Source organism: Roseitranquillus sediminis (assembly GCF_016918935.1).
In the GTDB taxonomy this organism is placed as follows: Bacteria; Pseudomonadota; Alphaproteobacteria; order Rhodobacterales; family Rhodobacteraceae; genus Roseitranquillus; species Roseitranquillus sediminis.
In genome coordinates this window covers 61,543-79,802 of sequence record NZ_JAFFOB010000007.1, presented here as the reverse complement: position 1 = coordinate 79,802, position 18,260 = coordinate 61,543, and the positions used below count along the sequence as shown (strand labels likewise).

Here is an 18,260-nt window from a genome sequence, read left to right as displayed (position 1 = left end):
GACGAGGCTGGGGGCGGTGAACGACCGTCAGGCGGCCGTGTCGTGGGTGCCGCGGGTGAGGTCGAGGAACACGTCCTCGAGCCGGGCCTCCTCGGTGGCGACGTCGCGGATGCGGACGCCGGCGGTGCGCAGCGCCGAGAGGATGTCGTCCGGGGAGGTCTCGGCGCGGCGATAGGTGAAGGCGAATGCGCCGCCCGGGCGCGCCTCGGTCTCGACGCCAGGCGGCAGGGCGAGGTCGGCTGGCAGCGGCGCCTCGGGCGTGATGACGAGGGTCTTGGCATCCATCCGCGCGACGAGGGCGCGGGTGGTGTCGCGGACCAGCACCTCGCCATGGTCGATGATGGCGATCTCGTCGCACATCGCCTCGGCCTCCTCGAGGTAGTGCGTGGTCAGGATGATGGTCATCCCGCGCTCCTCGTTGAGGCGGCGGACGTTGCGCCAGAGCATCTGGCGGAGCTCGATGTCGACGCCGGCCGTGGGCTCGTCGAGCACCAGGATCTGCGGCGAGTGGACCAGCGCCTTGCCGAGGAGCAGGCGGCGGCGCATCCCGCCCGAGAGGTTCCGGGCATAGGCGTCGGCCTTGTCGGAGAGGCCGATCATGGCGAGGATCTCGTCCGTCTTGCGCTCGCGCCGGGGGACGCCGTAGAGGCCCGCCTGCACGTCGAGCGAGCCGCGCGGCGTGAAGAACGGGTCCATGTTCAGCTCCTGCGGCATCACGCCGATCGCCGCGCGCGACTGGCGCGGGTTGCGGTCCTGGTCGAAGCCCCAGATCCGCACGGTGCCGGAGGTCTTCACGACGAGCCCGGCGAGGATGTTGATGAGCGTCGACTTGCCCGCGCCGTTGGGGCCGAGCAGGCCGAAAATCGAGCCCTCGGGGATGGTCAGGTCGACGCCCTTCAGCGCCTCCTTGGGCGGCTCCGAACCCGAGGCGGGGTAGGTCTTGCGCAGGCCCTCGATCTCGATGGCGTTGCTCATCTCGTTCGCCTTGTGGCTGCCGGTCGTGCCGTTATCATGCGCCGCGACCTAGCTGCCGGGACTGCCGGGGGCAAGCGGAGCGGAGGGCGCATGGCGCAGATCACCAGGGGCAACGAGCCGCGGACAACCACCCACGACGCGCCCGAGAGCGAGGTCGTGTCGTCTTGGCGCGTGGCCTGCGACGGCGGCGACGGGGCGCTGGGCCACCCGCGCGTCTGGCTGCAGATCCCCGAGGAGCTGGGCTGGGTCGAGTGCGGCTATTGCGACAAGCGCTACATCCACGAGAGCGCGGTGACGCCGGGCGAGGCGGTGCAGCCTGCGGACTCGCATCCCGGCATCCCGACGCGGGACGAGCCGAACCGCTGAGGGCGGCGCGTCCGCCGGAGCATCCGTAGGCCGGGCTTCAGCCGGGCACCTGCCGGAGGTTCCAATGCCGGAGCCGAGGGGTCAAGCCGCAGGCGATCGGTGGCGGCCGGAGGGGTAGAGCCACCAGCCCCCGCCGAGCATGAGCGCCCCCCACGCGAGGAAGCCGAGGTCCCACCAGATCCACTGTTCGCGCGGGACGGTCTCGTTCACGTGGTGCAGCTCGAGGATGTGGTGGTCGATCACCCCCTCCACGAGATTGAAGAGACCGAAGCCCATCAGGAGTGTCCCGACAAGGAGGCGGCCCGACCACCAGAGGTGCCGGCGATGCGCGCTGCGCCAGAGGAGCGCGAGGCCCGCCAGCACGAAGATGTAGGTCGAGGCGTGGAAGAGCCCGTCGAAGAAGGTGTTGATGCGCAGGTTCTCGACCGTGTCGGGCGGATAGCCGGCGCTCGAGACCATGTGGTGCCACTGCAGGATCTGGTGCAGCACGATGCCGTCGAAGAACCCGCCGATGCCGAGGCCGAAGAGGATGCCGGCGGTGGTGGGGAATGTGGGTGCGTGCGTGGCCATCTGCGGTCCTCCTTGGCGCCGAACGACGGAGGACGCCGGACGTTCCGCCGGCTGCCCGGCGAAGGCTAGCCGATCGGGATGGCGCCGTCGGTGCAGGGCAGGATCGGCGTGCCGTCGGGTCCGCGGAGGAAGTTGAGCACGTAGCGGCCCGTCTATGCGGTGATCCGGCGGCCGTCGGAGGTCTGGCCCTCGCCGATAGAGGTGGCAGTCGGCGGATCCTGCGACACGGCGATGACCACGGCCTCCATCCCGTTGTCGCAGGAGATGTAGGTCCGGCTGGTGATGGCGCTCTGGTACGCCCATTCCCCGGTGCAGAGGGTGCCGTCGCTGAGCTCTCCCGCGACGGTGCCGTGGCCCCAGCCGATGGCGCGGCCGTCGAACCAGAGCCCGTCGTCGCCGACGCAGGCGAGGACGCGGGAGCAATTGTCGGGTCCGCCGGTATGCGGGCATTCCTGCGCGGCGGCGGGGAGGGCGAGAAGCCCGAGGGCGGCTGGCAGCAGGCGCCGGATCATGGCAAGACCTCCGTCGACACGCGCAGGAGTCTGGCATGAGCGAACCATTCGGCAAGGGCCATCACCTCAGCCTGGTCGACGGGTCGGCCTTCATCTTTCGCGCCTATCACGCGCTGCCGCCGCTGACGCGGAAGTCGGACGGGCTGCCGGTGGGGGCGGTCTCGGGCTTCTGCAACATGCTGTGGAAGTTGATCCAGGACGGCAAGGGCTCGGACGCGCCGACCCATGCGGCGGTGGTATTCGACAAAGGCTCGATCACCTTCCGCAACGAGATCTTCGACGCCTACAAAGCGAACCGCGACGAGATGCCCGAGGAACTGCGCCCGCAGATCCCGCTGACGCGGGAGGCGACGCGGGCGTTCAACGTGGCCTGCCTGGAGCAGGAGGGGTTCGAGGCCGACGACATCATCGCCAGCCTCGCCTGCAAGGCGCGCGACGCGGGCGGGCGGGTGACGATCGTGTCGTCCGACAAGGACCTGATGCAGCTCGTGGGCGACGGGGTCGAGATGCTCGACCCGATGAAGAACCTGCGCATCGACGCGGACGGGGTGCGCGAGCGCTTCGGCGTGGGGCCGGAGCGGGTCGTGGACGTGCAGGCGCTGGCCGGCGACAGCGTCGACAACGTTCCGGGCGCGCCGGGGATCGGGGTGAAAACCGCGGCGCTGCTGATCAACGAGTATGGCGACCTTGAGAAGCTGCTCGAGCGGGCGGGCGAGATCAAGCAGCCGAAGCGGCGGCAGACCCTGATCGACTATGCCGAGCAGATCCGCACGTCGAAGCGGCTGGTGCAGCTCGATTGCGGGATGGAGCTCGGCTACGACCTCGAGAGCCTGGAGGTGAAGGAGCCGGACCCGGAGGTGCTGCTGGGCTTCCTCAAGGAGATGGAGTTCCGCACCATCGTCAAGCGGGTGGCCGAGCATCTGGGCGTCGAGGTGCCGATGCAAGGCGAGAGCGCGCCGCGGCGCGCGGCCGAGCCCGAGATGCCGGAGCAACTGCCTTTCGATCATGCGAGCTATGCCTGCATCCATGATGCGGAGGCGCTGCGCGACTGGATCGCGGAGATCCGGGAGGTGGGCCGGGTGGCCTTCGACACCGAGACCACGGGCCTCAACGAGATGGCGTGCGAGATGGTCGGCATCTCGATGGCCGTCGCGCCGGGCCGCGCGCGCTACCTGCCGCTGGGCCACGTCAAGGGCGACGACCTGCTGGGGAACGGTCTGGCGGACGGGCAGATGGACCGGTCCGAGGCGCTGGCACTGCTGAAGCCGGTGCTGGAGGACCCGGCGGTGATGAAGATCGCGCAGAACGCCAAATACGACCTTAAGGTCATGGCGCGCTGCGGGATCGATGTCGCGCCGCTCGACGACACGATGCTCCTCAGCTACGCGATGCATGCGGGGCTGCACAATCACGGGATGGACGAGCTTTCCGAGCGCTATCTCGGGCACCAGCCGATCGCCATCAAGACGCTGATCGGGTCGGGGCGCAGCCAGATCACTTTCGACAAGGTGGCGGTGGACGACGCCTGCCCCTATGCCGCGGAGGACGCTGACGTGACCTATCGGCTGTGGGACCAGCTGAAGCCGCAGCTGCACCAGAAGCGGGTGACGACGGTCTACGAGACGATGGAGCGGCCGCTGATCCCGGTGCTGGCGCGGATGGAGATGGCGGGGATCAAGGTCGACCGCGACACGCTGAGCCGGATGTCCGGGGCGTTCGCGCAGAAGATGGCGGAGCTCGAGGCCGACATCCACGCACTGGCGGGCGAGCCGTTCAACGTGGGCAGCCCCGCGCAACTGGGCGAGATCCTGTTCGGCAAGATGGGGCTGCCGGGGGGCAAGCGGGGCAAGAACGGCGCCTACGCGACGCCGGCGCAGGTGCTGGAGGACCTGGCGACCGAGCACGACCTGCCGGGACGGGTGCTGGACTGGCGGCAGCTTTCGAAGCTGAAGAACACCTACACCGACAACCTGCAGACGGCGATCAACGCGGAGACGGGGCGGGTGCACACGTCCTATTCCATCGCCGGGGCGGCGACGGGGCGGCTGGCCTCGACCGACCCCAACCTGCAGAACATCCCCGTCCGGACGGAGGAGGGGCGGCGCATCCGCGAGGCGTTCATCGCCGAGCCGGGCAAGAGCCTCGTCTCGATCGACTACAGCCAGATCGAGCTGCGCATCCTCGCGCACGTCGCCGGGATCGACGCGCTGAAGGCGGCGTTCCGCGACGGGACGGACATCCACGCGATGACGGCGTCGGAGATGTTCGGCGTGCCCGTCGAGGGGATGCCGGCCGAGACGCGGCGGCGGGCGAAAGCGATCAACTTCGGGGTGATCTACGGCATCTCGGGCTTCGGCCTCGCCCGGAACCTGCGCATCCCGCGGGACGAGGCGCAAGGCTTCATCGACCGCTACTTCGAGCGGTTCCCGGGCATCAGGGACTACATGAACGACACGACCCGGTTCGCGATGGACAACGGCTACGTCCAGACGCTGTTCGGGCGGAAGATCAACACGCCCGAGATCAACGCCAAGGGGCCGACGGCGGGTTTCGCGCGGCGGGCGGCGATCAACGCGCCGATCCAGGGGACGGCGGCCGACGTGATCCGCCGCGCGATGATCCGCATGGAGGACGCGATCGCGGGCCTGCCCGCGCGGATGCTGCTGCAGGTGCACGACGAACTGCTGTTCGAGGTCGACGAAGGGTCGGAGCAGGCGCTGGCCGACCGGGCGCGCGAGGTCATGGAGGGGGCGGCGCACCCGGCGGTGGAGCTGTCGGTTCCGCTGACGGTGGACGCGGGCTGGGGGCGGAACTGGGCGGCGGCGCACTGAGGCGATGGCCGAGCTGGGCGCGATCCTGACGCTGCTGGACCTTGCGGCGGCGGTGGCTTTCGCTGCGACGGGGGCGCTGGCGGCCTCGCGCAAGCAGCTCGACATCCTGGGCTTCGCCTGGCTGGCGGTGGCGACGGGGGTCGGCGGCGGCACGGTGCGCGACCTGCTGCTGGGGCTGGACGTCTTCTGGGTGGTGGCGCCCGCACCTCTGGTGGCTTGCCTGCTGACTGCGGCGGTCATGCACTTCGTCGCGCCGATGATGGAGAGCCGCTATCGCTACATTCTCGTCTTCGACGCGGTGGGGATGGCGCTGGTGACGGTGGCAGGCGCGGCCCGGGCGGTCGATGCTGGCGCCGGCGCGCTGGTGGCGGTGGTGATGGGCGTCTTCACGGCCAGCGTCGGCGGAATCATCCGCGACACGCTGGCGCAGGAGCCGTCTGTGATCCTGCGGCGCGAGATCTACGTCGCGGCCGCGGCGCTGGGCGCGGCCGTCTTCGTGGTGCTGGACGGCATAATGGAGGGGCGGGCGTGGGCGGCGGTCCTGGCCTTCGCCGCGGCGTTCGGGCTGAGGGCGGCGGCGCTGGCGTTTGGCTGGACGCTGCCGGTCTGGCGCGCGCGGCCGGGGCGTGACGTGGGGCGGCGCTAGCCCGGCTCCTCCGGGTCCGGTAGGTCGGTCTGGATCCAGCGGTCGCTGTCGTGGATGTCGGTGGTCTCGAGCCGGCCGGGGCCGAGGTTGCGGAACTTGTGCGGAACGTGCGCGGGGCCGAAGACGATCTGGCCCGCCTCGGCCTCGATGCGCGCGTCGCCCACGGTGAAAAGGGCGCGGCCCTGGCGCAGGATGAAGATCTCGTCGTAGGGGTGGACGTGCCAGCGAGGGCCGGCGCCGACCTCGTCGGTCGCGTAGAAGAGGACCGTGACGCCGGTGCCGAGGCTGTGGCCCTCGACTCGACCCTTCGGGAGGGTAGGGTGCGAGGCCCAGTCCTCGCGGCGGATCAGGCGGGGCGGGCGGTGGGTCATGGCGGCCTCCGGTCGTGGCTCCCGGAGCATAGCCGCTCCCGGCGGGAGCGGGAGGGGCTGTCTCTCGCGCAGTAACGACGCTAGGTGAAGGTCATGCCGCACGACCACGCGCACCACATGGACCCGGAGGCCGGCGACCGGCGCGTCTTCGCCGCGGTGGCGGTCAATCTTGGGCTGACGGTGGCGCAGATCGTGGCGGGCCTCCTCTCGGGCAGCCTCGCGCTCATCGCCGACGCGGTGCACAACCTCAGCGACGCGATCTCGCTCGCCATCGCCTTCGTGGCGCGGCGGATCGCGCGGCGGCCGTCGGACGCGCGGATGACGTTCGGCTACGTCCGGGCGGGGCAGGTTGCGGCGCTACGCGCTCCGTCCGCGAGCACAGCCCCGGCTCCTCACGTGCGTCGCTTGCGCCGCTCCCACGCCAAGGCCAGACCCCCGCCGATAACGGCAAGAGCGGCAAGACCATGCGCGGCATCTATTTCGGGCGCGTTGAGCACTTCCCCCCCGTTCCTGCGCTCGATCCAGTCCTCGATCAGATCCCGGCGTTCTTCCCTGCGGTCCTCAATTCGATCTCGGATTCGGCCCCATATACTTCCCCGATCCTGTGCGAGCGCCGCATCTGTCGAAATGAACAATGCAGTTGCGGCAAGAGCCCAAAACAGGCCCGAACTAATTCTTTTCATCGCAAATCCACGCATATAAAGAACATCTTCTTTTCCCAGTCTACTTCGCGATTGATGCTCTATCCAGAGTTTTCTCGATGCTGGCGGTCTGCAATCGGTTGTAAATTTCTCTTCAAATCAACTCGCGGCTGTCTCGCCGAGTGGCAAGCCATCCAGCTCGTTCGCGGACCAGCAAGAGGCGGTCCGATTCCGCCGAAGAAAACGGTTAGGCACTCGGTCGGCCACCCGCCCTGACGCGCCTGAGTCGCGGCCACTATCTCTCTCGCAGGCTGGAACAACTCTCGATGGCACTGCTTTGGGTGCCTGTCACTGTCCAGGAGGAAAGCGATGTTCCACCACTCGAGCAAGCTACAGTACGAGGTCCGCGTCGAGAAGCCGGATCCGGTCTTCGCCAAGTACCTGCAGCAGGCGATCGGCGGGATCGAGGGCGAGATCCGGGTCGCGATGCAGTACTTCTTTCAGGCCATGGGTGCGCGGGGCGACGCCAAGTACCGCGACATGCTGATGATGACGGCGACCGAGGAGCTGAGCCACATCGAGTTCCTGGGCCACGCCGTGGCGCTGAACCTCGAGGGCGCGCCGGTGACGGCGCAGGAAGAGGCCGCCAAGGACCCGGTGGTGCACGCGATCATGGGCGGCGCGAACCCGCGGCACATCCTGTCCTCGGGCCTGAGCGCGATGCCGGTCAACGCGAATGGCGTGCCGTTCGACATGAGCCACGTCTACGCGACCGGCAACCTCGCCGCCGACATGATGGCGAACGCGGTGGCCGAGTCGGGCGGGCGCGTGCTGGCGAGCCGCCTCTACAACATGACGGATGACACCGGCATGAAGGACATGCTGTCGTTCCTGATCGCGCGCGACACGATGCACCAGCAGCAGTGGCTGGCGGTGATCGAGGAATTGGGCGGCTGGAACGCGCAGCTGCCGATCCCGAACTCGACGCCGACGGAGCACGAGGCGACCGAGCACAGCTACTACTTCCTCAACACCTCGCTGGACGAGCCGACCCCGGAAGGGCGCTGGACGAGCGGTCCCTCGCTTGACGGACGCTCGGAGTTCAAGATCGTCGACAAGGTGCAGCCGCTTGGCCAGAAGCCCGACCTCGGCAAGGCCAAGCCGAAGAGCGGCGCGCAGAGCGAGCAGGAGAAGTAAGCGGACGGCCGGGCCCCGTACGTCGGGCCCGGCGCACCCGCGACAGTTATCCGGAGGGCCAGCAATGGACCATCTCGAAGACCTCCGCCACAGCCCCTATGGCCGCGGCGACGACAATGCGAACGTTTGGCTCGCGCTGGGCGTGGGGGCGCTGCTCGGCGCGGCGGGCCTTGCCTGGTATACCCAGCAGTCGCGGCGCGAGCGTGCGCGGCGGCCTGGCGACAGCGCGCCGGGACGCACCGCGCGGCAGAGCCGTTTCGGACGCTATGCCGTCACCGGGCGGACCGTCACGATCGCCAAGCCGAAGGACGAGCTCTACGCCTTCTGGCGCGACTTCTCGAACCTGCCGAAGTTCATGGAGAACGTCCTGTCGGTCACGACCGCGGGCGATGTGACGCGTTGGGAGATCGCTGGCCCGGCTGGCCGTTCGGTGCATGTCGAGACGCGCGTCATCGAGGACCGCGCCGGCGAGCAGATCGCCTGGCGCGCGACCGAGAGCTCGCAGATCGACACCGAGGGCAAGGTGATGTTTCGCGACGCCCCCGGCGGACGCGGCACCGAGGTCGAGGCCATCGTCGCCTACCGCCCGCCGGCCGGCGAGCTGGGCCGGTGGATCGCCAAGCTGTTCCAGCGCGAGCCGGCGATCCAGGGCCGCCGCGAGCTGAAGCGGCTCAAGATGCTGATGGAGACGGGCGAGATCGCCACCTCCGAACTCCACAAGTCCGCGGCCTGAGGAGGACCCTATGCGCGCACTCACCTGGCACGGCAAGCACGACGTCCGCGTCGACACCGTCGACGACCCGTCGATCATCAATCCCCGCGACGCCATCATCGAAGTGACGTCGACCGCGATCTGCGGCTCGGACCTGCACCTCTACGACGGGGTGATCCCCGGCATGACCTCGGGCGACATCCTCGGCCACGAGTTCATGGGCCGCGTCGTGGACACGGGGCCGAAGAGCACGCTGAAGAAGGGCGACCGGGTGGTGGTGCCATTCACCATCTCCTGCGGGTCGTGCTTCTTCTGCCAGAAGCAGCTCTACTCGGCCTGCGACAACTCGAACCCGGTCGCGAACCAGGACATTACCGAGAACCTCTACGGCCATTCCGTCAGCGGGCTCTTCGGCTATTCGCACCTGACGGGCGGCTACCCCGGCGGGCAGGCGGAGTATGTCCGGGTGCCGTTTAGCGACGTGGGGCCGATCGTGATCCCCGACGGCATGGACGACGACACGGTGCTGTTCCTGTCCGACATCCTGCCGACCGGCTGGATGGCGGCGGCGAATTGCGACATCGAGGAGGGCGACACCGTCGCGGTGTGGGGCTGCGGCCCGGTCGGGCTCTTCGCGATTCAGTCGGCGCTGGTGATGGGCGCGCATCAGGTGATCGCGATCGACCATTACCCCAACCGGCTGGCGCTGGCGCGCAAGCTGGGGGCGAAGGTCATCGACTACACCCAGACCCACGTGCTCGAGGCGCTGATGGAGATGTCGGGCGGCATCGGTCCCGACGCGGTGATCGACGCGGTGGGCATGGAGAGCCACGGCTTCGCACCCGACAACATCCTCGACAACATCAAGCAGCAGGTGGGCTTCGGCGCAGACGCCGGCCACGCGCTGCGCGAGGCGCTGATGGCGGTACGCAAGGGCGGGCGGGTGTCGATCCCCGGTGTCTATGGCGGCTTCCTCGACAAGTTTCCGCTGGGCGCGCTGATGGAGAAGGGGCTGCAGGTCAGGACCGGGCAGACCCACGTGCAGAAGTACATCAAGGAGCTCCTGAAGCGCATCCAGGACGGCGAGCTCGACACGACCTTCATGATCTCGCACCGGCTGCCCTTGGAGGAGGCGCCGCGCGGCTACGACAACTTCGCCAACAACCAGAACGACTGGACCAAGGTCGTGCTGAAGCCCGGAACGGCGGGAGTCTGAGATGGCGCAACTGGCAGTCGTGACGGGCGCCTCGTCGGGCATCGGGCTGGAGTTGGCGCGGTGCGCGGCGGAGGACGGCTGCGACCTCATCCTCTGCGCAGATGAGCCGGAGATCGAGAAGGCGGCCGCCGAGCTCCGCTCCGGCGGCGCGACGGTCGAGGCGGTGCAGGCCGACCTCGCGACCATGGAGGGCATCGACCGGCTGTGGCAGGCGGTCGCCGGGCGGCCGGTCGATTATCTCGTGGCGAACGCGGGGCGCGGGCTTGGCCACGCGTTCGTCGAGCAGGAGTGGCCGGACATCGCGCGGGTGATCGACACAAATGTGACCGGCACCACCGCGCTGGTGCACCGGGCGCTGCGGGACATGGTGGCGCGGGACCAGGGCCGGGTCCTGATCGTGGGCTCGGTCGCGGGCTTCATCCCCGGCAGCTATCAGGCCGTCTACAACGCGACGAAGGCCTACCTCGACAGCCTCAGCTGGGCCTTGCGCAACGAGCTGAAGGACAGCGAGGTGACGGTGACCTGCCTGATGCCCGGGCCGACCCAGACGGAGTTCTTCGAGCGCGCCCACATGGAAGACACGCCGGTCGGGCAGGCGGACAAGGACGACCCGGCGATGGTGGCGCGGAAGGGCTGGCAGGCGATGCTGAAGGGCTCGTCGGGCGTGACGACGGGGCTGAAGAACAAGGTGCAGGCGACGCTGGCAGGCGTGGTGCCGGAGAGCGTTCTGGCGCAGATGCACCGGAACATGGCAGACCCGGACAAGGCGGACTGAATGGCGCTGGCGGTGATCACCGGCGCGTCGTCCGGGATCGGCTATCAGCTCGCGCGGCGGGCGGTCGAGGACGGGCACGCGCTGATCGCGGTGGCGCACGACGCGGCGCTCATGCAGGCGGCGGATCAGCTTCGTCGCTTGGGCGGAACGGTCGAGACCGTGCGAACCGATCTTGCGACCGAGGAGGGCGTCGCGGCTCTGCTGGCGCAGCTGGAAGGGCGCGAGGTCGACCTTCTGTTCGCGAATGCGGGCATCGCTTTAGAAGGCGCGTTGCACGAGCAGGCGTGGGAAGACATCGCCCGCCTGATCGCGCTCAACGTGCGGCAGACGACGCGGCTCGTTCATGAGGTCGCTCGTGGCATGGCGGCGCGAGGACGGGGTCGCATCCTGATCACCGGGTCGATCGCGGGATACACTCCGGGTCCCTTCGATGCGGTCTACAACGCCAGCAAGTCGTACCTCGACAGTTTCGCAATGGGATTGCGAGACGAGCTTAAGGAGACCGGCGTGGTGGTGACGGCGCTGATGCCCGGACCGGTCGACACCGCCATTTTCGACAAGGCCGGCATGGGCGACGCGCCGATCTCGAACGAGGTGCTGACGAAGAAGCCGGCGGCGGTGGCGCGCGCGGGCTACGAGGCGCTGATGCGCGGCGAGGCGAAGACGGTGCCGGGAGCGCCGAGCCGGATCGTAACGGCGCTGTCGGGCGTGGTGCCGGAGAGCCTGATCGCCGAGATCCACCGGCACATCGCGCGGGGCTGAGGTCTAGCCCCAGACGTCGCCGCGGGCGGTCTCGATCGCGCGAAGCTGGCGCAGGAGCGGCGCGAGGTCCCCGATCCTGAGCATGTTCGGCCCGTCGGAGGGAGCGTTGTCCGGGTCCTCATGCACCTCCATGAAGAGCGCGGCGCAGCCCACCGCGACCGCGGCGCGGGCAAGCGGCGGGACGAAGCGCCGGTCGCCACCCGATGAGGTGCCTTGGCCGCCGGGCTGCTGCACCGCGTGGGTCGCGTCCATGACGACGGGCCAGCCGGTCCCGGCCATCTGCGGCAGGGCGCGGAAATCGGTGACGAGGGTGTTGTAGCCGAACGAGGTGCCGCGCTCGGTCAGCAGGATGCGCTGGTTGCCGGTCGAGGCGATCTTGTCGGCGACGTTGCCCATGTCCCACGGCGCGAGGAACTGGCCCTTCTTGACGTTCACCGCCGCGCCGCTCTCGCCCGCGGCGATGAGCAGATCGGTCTGGCGGCAGAGGAAGGCGGGGATCTGCAGGATGTCGACCACCTCGGCCGCGCGGGCGCACTGCTCGCGCTCGTGGATGTCGGTGAGGACGGGGCAGCCGAAGCGCGCCTTGACCTCGGCCAGGATCTCGAGCCCCGCCTTGAGCCCGACGCCGCGCTGGGTCGAGATGGACGAGCGGTTGGCCTTGTCGAAGCTCGATTTGTAGATCCAGGGCACACCGGCGGTCGAGGCGGCCTCGCCGATGCGTTCGGCCATCATCAGCGCGTGGTCCAGCGTCTCGATCTGGCAGGGACCGGCGATCAGCGCGAAGGGGCGGCCGTTGGCGATGTCGATCTCGCCCACGCGGACGGTCTTCATAGCACCTCCTCGATGCGGGCGACGTCGACGGGGTTGTTGAGCTCCCAGAACACGCGGCCGCGCGCCTCGACCTCGACGCAGAGGATGCGCTCGCCGTTCTCGAGGAATCTCAGCTGCTCCAGCCCCTCCATCTCCTCGAGCTTGCCGGGCGGCCAGCCGCCGTAGCGGGCGAGCGCGTTGGGGCGGTAGGCGTAGAGGCCGACATGGTGGAAGACGGGCGGGTTGGCGGTGCCATCGGGGACGAAGGGCACGACCTCCTTGGAGAAGTAGAGCGCCGACAAGTCGTTGCCGAAGACGGCCGTTGTGCCGCCAACGCGTCCGGCGGCGCGGTCCTCGCGCAGGCGGGCGTGGGTCTGCGGGTCGCAGCGCAGGACCGGCGTCGCGACGCCGGCGTCGCTGGCGGCGAGCGCATCGACGAGGCCGGTGACGAACCAGGGCGGGGTCAGCGGACTGTCACCCTGCACGTTGACGACTAGGTCCGGGTCGCCGAGCTGGGGCAGCGCCTCGGCGCAGCGCTCGGTCCCGTTGCGGCAGTCGGCCGATGTCATCGCCACGCGGCCGCCGAAGCCGCGCACGGCCTCGGCGATGCGGCCGTCATCGGTGGCGACCCAGACGGCGTCTGCGCCCACCGCCTCGACCGCGCGCTCCCACGTCCGGTGGATCAGCGTCTTGGTGCCGTCGCGGCCGCGGAGCGGGTGCAGCGGCTTGCCCGGGAAGCGCGACGAGGCGTAGCGGGCCGGGATGATGACGGCGACCTTCACAGCAGCCTCAGGCAATCGTGGACGTGGACGAGGCCGGCGAGGCGGCCGTCCTCGGCCACAATCAGCGAGGTGATGGCGCGGGCGGTCATCAGGTCGACCGCCTCGTGCACCAGCATGTCGGGTCCCACGGTGACGGGGCGCGGCGTGGCCACATCGCGGGCGCGGGCGTCCCACAGGCGGTCGAGGTTCCGGCGCAGGTCGCCCTCGGTGATGATGCCGCCGACCTCGCCCGCCTCGGAGAGGATCGCGACGCCGAGCGACTTGCGCGACATCTCCACCACCACTTCGGCCATCGGCGTGTCCGGCGCGACGAGGGGCAGGCCGTCGCCGGTATGCATCACCGCGGCCACGCGGGTCAGGCGGGCGCCGAGCTTGCCGCCGGGATGGTAGCGGCGGAAGTCGTCGGGCACGGTGCCCATGATCCGTGTGAGGCCGACCGCGAGCGCGTCGCCGACGGCCATCTGCAGCGTCGTCGAAGTGGTGGGGGCGAGGCCGATCAGGCAGACCTCCGTCACCGGGCCATAGGCGAGGGTGACGCGCGCCTTGCGGCCGAGCGTGCTGTCGGGCCGGGCGGTCAGCGCCACGGTCGGGACGTCGTGCGCCTCGCAGTAGTGCATGAGGTCCGAGAGTTCCGGCGTCTCGCCCGAGTTCGACAGGATCAGCACCACCGACCCGGGCGCGATCAGGCCGAGGTCGCCGTGGCTTGCCTCGGCCGCATGGACGAAGAGCGCGGGCTTGCCGATGGAGGAGAAGGTCGAGGCGATCTTGCGCGCGACGTGGCCGGACTTGCCGACGCCGGAGACGACGACCGGCGCGGTGGCGGCGGACAGGAGCGCGAGCGCCTCGGCGACCTCCGGCCCCATCTCGGCGGCGTAGGCGGTCAGCGCGGCGGCCTCCCCCTCGACCGCGGCGCGGCAGAGGGCGACGAGATCGTCGGCGCGGGCGGTGTCGTCCTTCATCGGGTCCATCCGCAGCGCGAGGCTCAACATGCTGATGTTGCGGCGCTTCTCCGCCAAGGCCCCGCAAGGTGCCCCGTGTTTAGGCGCTGTGCCCTTCCGGCGCAACGCGAAAGGCCCGACGCCTGGAGCCACACACTCGCCGGAGCGCCACGCCAGGCACTCGCAGAACAGTGCAGGAAGTTGACACGTGACCGAGCGTGAAGCGAATGTATGCGAGGTGAAGGGACGCCGACGCTGAAGCGGCTCGCCGGTTCATCGACTCGAAGGGAGGGGACTACATGAGAAACAGCCGTGTTCTTTCCGGGCTCCTGCTCGGAACCATGCTGTCTGGGCCAAGTCTGGCGCAGGACAACATGGACAAGCTGACGAACATGCAGAAGACGGACGCATCGTTCACGCATGTCGATCAGGAGGGGGAGCGGGCCGAGGCGCTGAGGGAGATCGTCGAGAACATCAACGTGCCCGACGGATTTGAGGTGAGCCTCTACGCCGTGGTGCCGGACGCGCGCTCGATGGCGATGGCACCGCAGGGCACGGTGCTCTTCGCGGGAACGCGCAAGGACAAGATGTGGTCGATCGTCGACCGCGACCGCAACCGCGTGGCCGACGAGGTCAAGGACTTCGCGCCCTCGATCACCTTCGACATCCCCAACGGGCCCTGCTTCTCGCCGGACGGATTCCTCTACATCGCCGAGCGCAACCGCGTGCTCGTGTTCCCGGCGGCTGAGTTCTTCTTCGAGGGGCCGGATCCGGCGGTCGGCGTGGTTGTCGATCAGGGCGAGCTCATCCCGCCGGAGGAGGAGAGTTTCAACCACACCGCGCGCGTGTGCGACATCGGGCCTGATGGCATGCTCTACATCTCGCTTGGCCAGCCGTACAACGTGCAGCCGGTCGAGAAGCTCGAGATGTACGACGAGATAGGCGTCGGCGGCATCATCCGCATGAATACCGACGGGACCGGCCGCGAGGTTTATACGCGCGGGGTGCGGAACTCGGTCGGGCAGGACTTCAACCCGGAGACGGGCGAGCTCTGGTTCACCGACAACCAGGTCGACGGAATGGGCGACGACATCCCGCCGGGCGAGCTGAACCGGCAGACCGCGGCGGGCCAGCACTTCGGCTTCCCCTGGACCAACAGCCGGATCGAGATCCCCGAATACAAGGACGTGCCGCGTCCCGAGGGCGTGACGTTCGTCGAGCCGCAGCTCGAGCTGACGGCGCATGCGGCGGATCTCGGAATGCGGTTCTACCACGACGACTCGTTCCCCGAGAAGTATCACGGCGGCATCTTCTGGGCGCAGCACGGCTCCTGGAACCGCACCGAACCGGTCGGCGCGCGGGTCATGTTCACCCCGCTCGACGAGGAGGGCAACGCGGTCGGCGCCGAGGTCTTCGCGGATGGCTGGCTGAACGAGGACACGGGCGAGTATCGTGGCCGCCCGATGGACATCGAGTTCCTGCCGGACGGCTCCATGCTGGTCTCCGACGACTTCGCTGGCGCGATCTGGCGGATCGCCTACAATCCTACGCCGGCCGAATGAGGCCTGCGGTCGCGATCGCTCTCGGCGGGCTGATGCTCGCCGGGGGCACCGCACAGCCGGCGATGGCCGGCGATCCCGAGGCCGGGCGCCAGGTCGCCAACATGTGCCGGACGTGCCACGGGATCGACGGCTACGCGCAGATCCCGATCGCCCCGCACATCGGCGGTGAGCCGGAGAAGTACCTCGAGGCGCAGCTCATGGCCTTCAAGACGGGCGCGCGCGAGCACGAGATGATGTCCGTGGTCGCCGCCAGCCTCTCTGCGCAGCAGATCTCGGACGTCGCGGCCTGGTATGCGTCGCACGAAGCCGTCGCGACGCTGCCGGAGGGCGTCAGCGAGGATGACGCGCCCGCGGCCTGTGTCTCCTGTCATGGTGCCGACGGCATCTCGCTTCTGCTCGACGCGCCCAACCTGGCGGGCGAGGTGAACATCTACATCGACACCCAGCTCAAGGCCTTCCGTCTCGGCAAGCGAGAGCACGAGATCATGTCGCAGATAGCGGCGGACATGACCGACGCCGAGATCCGCGAGGTCGCCGACTGGTACTCGGAAGTCGAACTGCAGATCGAGCAGGTCGAGTAGCCCGCGCGCGGCGGGTGCAGACAGCCTGCGACCGCCGCCGATGCACCCTTCATGCCGCGCGTCACTCCGCCGGGGCCGTCTCCGCGCCGGTGCGGCGGATGATGTCGGCGATCTTGGCAAGGTCGGCCTGCTTCTCGACCGCACCGTGGCGCACCGCCTCGGCGGGCATGCCGTAAACGACGCAGCTCTGTTCGCACTGGCCGACCGTGCGGGCGCCCGCGTCGCGCATCTCCTTAAGGCCGCGGGCCCCGTCGTCGCCCATGCCGGTCATGATGACGCCGAGCGCATTGGAGCCCGCGAAGCGCGCGACCGAGCGGAAGAGCACGTCGACCGACGGACGATGCCGGCTGACAAGCGGGCCGTCGCGCAGCTCGACGTGATAGTTCGCGCCGCTCCGCCGCAGCAGCATGTGGGCGTTGCCGGGCGCGATCAGCGCCTGCCCGCGCAGCAGCCGGTCGCCGTTCCGCGCCTCCTTCACCGTGATCTGACAGAGCGAGTCGAGGCGCTTGGCGAAGGCTCCGGTGAAGGTGTGCGGCATGTGCTGCACGATGACGATGGGAGGGGCGTAGGGCGGCAGCCGCTCGAGCACCTGCCGCAGCGCGTCGGTGCCGCCGGTCGAGGCGCCGATCGCCACCACCTTGTCGGTGGTCTGAATCATCGCGCCCGGACGCGGCGCCTCGAGCATGGCATCGGCCGAAAGCTTGCCCTCCGCCGGGATCGGCTTCCGCCGGTCGAGACGGGCCTCGGCGGCCGCGAGCACGGCGTCCTGAATGCGGACGCTCGCCTCCTCGAGCTGGCGCTTGGTGGCGAGCGTGGGTTTCGCGATGACCTCGACCGCGCCTGCCTCCATCGCCGCCAGCATCGTCGCCGTCCCCTCACCCACGAGCGACGAGCAGACCACGACCGGGATCGGGCGCTGCGCCATCAGGCGGCGGAGGAACGTCAGCCCGTCCATCCGCGGCATCTCGACGTCGAGCGTGATGACGTCCGGCAGCTCGGCCCGGATGCGCTCGGACGCCTGGAACGGGTCGGAGGCGGTGGCCATCACCTCGAGCCGCGGATGCGCCGAGATGATGTCCGAGAGCGTCTGCCGCACGAGGGCGGAATCGTCGACGATGAGCACGCGCTTTCTGCCGGTCGTCACCGCTCGTCCTTTCTGTAGATGGAGGGGCCGAGCGGGGTCAGCTCGGGGTGGCGGAACGCCGTCTCGGTGTGCCCGGTGAAGAGGTAGCCGCCCGGGCGCAGGCGGCGCACGACGCGGTCGATTACGGCGGCCTGCGTCGGCGCGTCGAAGTAGATCAGCACGTTGCGCAGGAACGCGATGTCCGCCTCAATGCCGTCGAGGCCGGTGCCCTCCACGAGGTTCGCCTGCCGCCACTGCGCCAGGGTGCGAAGCTCCGGCACGATCCGGCAGCGCGCGTCGCCGCTGCGCGAGGAGAGGAGGAAGAGGCGCCGCATCTCGACCGGCACCCCCGCCACCTCGGCGGCGGGATAGACGGCGTCGGCGGCGGTCTTGAGCACCCGGCGCGAGATGTCGGTGCCGATCAGCCGGAATCGCCGCTGCATGGTCTGCATCCGCCGCGCCCGCTCGGTCACCATCAGCGCGCTCCACCCCTCCGGCCCGGTCGAGCAGGCGGCGCTCCAGATCACGAGGTCGCCGCGGTGGTGCTGCCGCGCCTGCTCCAGCGCTGCGAGGCCGGTGATCTCGAGCCAGCGGTACTGCGCCCCTTCGCGAAAGAAGCTGGTTGTATGCGTCGTCAGCGCCTCGACGAACTCCCGCCGCTCCGCCGCGTCGCGCTCGAGCAGGCGCGCGTAATCGGTGAAGCTCTCCAGCCCGTGCGCCGTGACACGCCGCGACAGGCGGGCCTGCAGGAACTCGATCTTGCCGCCGTGGAGGTTGATCCCGGCATCGCGGAGCGCGACAGCCGTCAGAGCGGGTACCTCCTCCGGCCTGAGGCGCGGGCCTGCTGCGAAAAGTTGCCCCGGATGCTCTGTCATCGTCCTACTCCCGGT

20 protein-coding genes and 1 pseudogene are annotated in these 18,260 nt (G+C 69.4%); 11 read left to right on the top strand and 10 right to left on the bottom strand.

The window, feature by feature from the left end; all coding sequences use genetic code 11:
* Positions 1-27: 27 nt before the first annotated feature.
* Positions 28-975, bottom strand: coding sequence for an ABC transporter ATP-binding protein (locus JM664_RS03765; protein WP_227418573.1), 948 nt, complete (start codon positions 973-975; stop codon positions 28-30).
* 90 nt (positions 976-1,065) lie between these two features.
* Here JM664_RS03765 and JM664_RS03760 point away from each other — a divergent pair, with 90 nt between their 5' ends.
* Entirely contained in the window at positions 1,066-1,341 is a 276-nt protein-coding gene (locus tag JM664_RS03760; protein WP_227418572.1) for a zinc-finger domain-containing protein, read from the top strand.
* 81 nt (positions 1,342-1,422) lie between these two features.
* On the opposite strand, the gene JM664_RS03755 is transcribed toward JM664_RS03760, so the two are convergent.
* Complete coding sequence (locus JM664_RS03755; protein ID WP_227418571.1) at positions 1,423-1,911, bottom strand: DUF2243 domain-containing protein; 489 nt, start codon at positions 1,909-1,911, stop codon at positions 1,423-1,425.
* A 152-nt stretch (positions 1,912-2,063) separates the two neighbouring features.
* Positions 2,064-2,423, bottom strand: a complete 360-nt coding sequence (locus JM664_RS03750; RefSeq protein WP_227418570.1) for a hypothetical protein — start codon at positions 2,421-2,423, stop codon at positions 2,064-2,066.
* 35 nt (positions 2,424-2,458) lie between these two features.
* Between JM664_RS03750 and polA the strand changes: the two genes are divergently transcribed.
* Together polA and JM664_RS03740 are read left to right on the top strand one after the other, a co-directional pair.
* On the top strand, positions 2,459-5,254 hold the full coding sequence (polA, locus tag JM664_RS03745; protein WP_227418569.1) for a DNA polymerase I: 2,796 nt from the start codon (positions 2,459-2,461) through the stop codon (positions 5,252-5,254).
* 4 nt (positions 5,255-5,258) lie between these two features.
* On the top strand, positions 5,259-5,900 hold the full coding sequence (locus JM664_RS03740) for a trimeric intracellular cation channel family protein (RefSeq protein ID WP_227418568.1): 642 nt from the start codon (positions 5,259-5,261) through the stop codon (positions 5,898-5,900).
* On the opposite strand, the gene JM664_RS03735 is transcribed toward JM664_RS03740, so the two are convergent.
* Entirely contained in the window at positions 5,897-6,271 is a 375-nt protein-coding gene (locus tag JM664_RS03735) for a cupin domain-containing protein (RefSeq protein WP_227418567.1), read from the bottom strand. The two genes, JM664_RS03740 and JM664_RS03735, sit on opposite strands and share 4 nt — an antisense overlap.
* A 93-nt stretch (positions 6,272-6,364) precedes the next feature.
* Between JM664_RS03735 and JM664_RS03730 the strand changes: the two are divergent.
* Positions 6,365-6,631, top strand: a pseudogene (locus JM664_RS03730) (cation diffusion facilitator family transporter); the annotation flags it as partial.
* Between the two features lie 32 nt (positions 6,632-6,663).
* Here JM664_RS03730 and JM664_RS03725 read toward each other — a convergent pair.
* Positions 6,664-6,954, bottom strand: a complete 291-nt coding sequence (locus JM664_RS03725) for a VPEID-CTERM sorting domain-containing protein (protein ID WP_227418566.1) — start codon at positions 6,952-6,954, stop codon at positions 6,664-6,666.
* 327 nt (positions 6,955-7,281) lie between these two features.
* On the opposite strand from JM664_RS03725, the gene JM664_RS03720 reads away from it, so the two are divergent.
* The 5 genes from JM664_RS03720 (at position 7,282) to JM664_RS03700 (ending at position 11,574) form a co-directional block, all read left to right on the top strand.
* Positions 7,282-8,109, top strand: a complete 828-nt coding sequence (locus JM664_RS03720; RefSeq protein ID WP_227418565.1) for a manganese catalase family protein — start codon at positions 7,282-7,284, stop codon at positions 8,107-8,109.
* A 64-nt stretch (positions 8,110-8,173) separates the two neighbouring features.
* Positions 8,174-8,842, top strand: coding sequence for an SRPBCC family protein (locus JM664_RS03715; protein ID WP_227418564.1), 669 nt, complete (start codon positions 8,174-8,176; stop codon positions 8,840-8,842).
* Positions 8,843-8,852: 10 nt separating this feature from the next.
* Positions 8,853-10,037, top strand: coding sequence for a zinc-dependent alcohol dehydrogenase (locus JM664_RS03710; protein ID WP_227418563.1), 1,185 nt, complete (start codon positions 8,853-8,855; stop codon positions 10,035-10,037).
* 1 nt (position 10,038) lies between these two features.
* Positions 10,039-10,812 carry an SDR family NAD(P)-dependent oxidoreductase gene (locus JM664_RS03705; protein WP_227418562.1) on the top strand — a complete coding sequence of 258 codons (774 nt, stop codon included), beginning with the start codon at positions 10,039-10,041 and terminating at the stop codon, positions 10,810-10,812.
* Positions 10,813-11,574 carry an SDR family NAD(P)-dependent oxidoreductase gene (locus tag JM664_RS03700; protein ID WP_227418561.1) on the top strand — a complete coding sequence of 254 codons (762 nt, stop codon included), beginning with the start codon at positions 10,813-10,815 and terminating at the stop codon, positions 11,572-11,574.
* A 3-nt stretch (positions 11,575-11,577) separates the two neighbouring features.
* Here the strand turns inward: JM664_RS03700 and kdsA are convergent, their stop codons facing one another.
* From kdsA to JM664_RS03685, 3 genes are read right to left on the bottom strand one after another with little or no spacing between them, the layout of a single operon-like run.
* A complete protein-coding gene (kdsA, locus tag JM664_RS03695) occupies positions 11,578-12,405 on the bottom strand; it encodes a 3-deoxy-8-phosphooctulonate synthase (RefSeq protein WP_227418560.1) in 828 nt (275 codons plus the stop codon).
* Positions 12,402-13,166, bottom strand: a complete 765-nt coding sequence (gene kdsB, locus JM664_RS03690; protein ID WP_227418559.1) for a 3-deoxy-manno-octulosonate cytidylyltransferase — start codon at positions 13,164-13,166, stop codon at positions 12,402-12,404. The genes kdsA and kdsB overlap by 4 nt, the downstream gene beginning before the upstream one ends.
* The gene (locus JM664_RS03685) at positions 13,163-14,182 is read right to left on the bottom strand and encodes a KpsF/GutQ family sugar-phosphate isomerase (protein WP_227418558.1); all 1,020 of its coding nucleotides are present in this window, start codon (positions 14,180-14,182) and stop codon (positions 13,163-13,165) included. The genes kdsB and JM664_RS03685 overlap by 4 nt, the downstream gene beginning before the upstream one ends.
* 221 nt (positions 14,183-14,403) lie before the next feature.
* On the opposite strand from JM664_RS03685, the gene JM664_RS03680 reads away from it, so the two are divergent.
* Entirely contained in the window at positions 14,404-15,666 is a 1,263-nt protein-coding gene (locus JM664_RS03680) for a PQQ-dependent sugar dehydrogenase (RefSeq protein ID WP_227418557.1), read from the top strand.
* Positions 15,663-16,247, top strand: a complete 585-nt coding sequence (locus tag JM664_RS03675; RefSeq protein ID WP_227418556.1) for a c-type cytochrome — start codon at positions 15,663-15,665, stop codon at positions 16,245-16,247. The genes JM664_RS03680 and JM664_RS03675 overlap by 4 nt, the downstream gene beginning before the upstream one ends.
* Positions 16,248-16,308: 61 nt before the next feature.
* On the opposite strand, the gene JM664_RS03670 is transcribed toward JM664_RS03675, so the two are convergent.
* Together JM664_RS03670 and JM664_RS03665 are read right to left on the bottom strand one after the other, a co-directional pair.
* Positions 16,309-17,391: a protein-glutamate methylesterase/protein-glutamine glutaminase gene (locus JM664_RS03670; RefSeq protein WP_227418555.1), complete on the bottom strand. Its 1,083-nt coding sequence runs from the start codon at positions 17,389-17,391 to the stop codon at positions 16,309-16,311.
* Positions 17,388-18,245 carry a CheR family methyltransferase gene (locus JM664_RS03665; protein WP_227418554.1) on the bottom strand — a complete coding sequence of 286 codons (858 nt, stop codon included), beginning with the start codon at positions 18,243-18,245 and terminating at the stop codon, positions 17,388-17,390. The genes JM664_RS03670 and JM664_RS03665 overlap by 4 nt, the downstream gene beginning before the upstream one ends.
* Between the last annotated feature and the right edge of the window lie 15 nt (positions 18,246-18,260).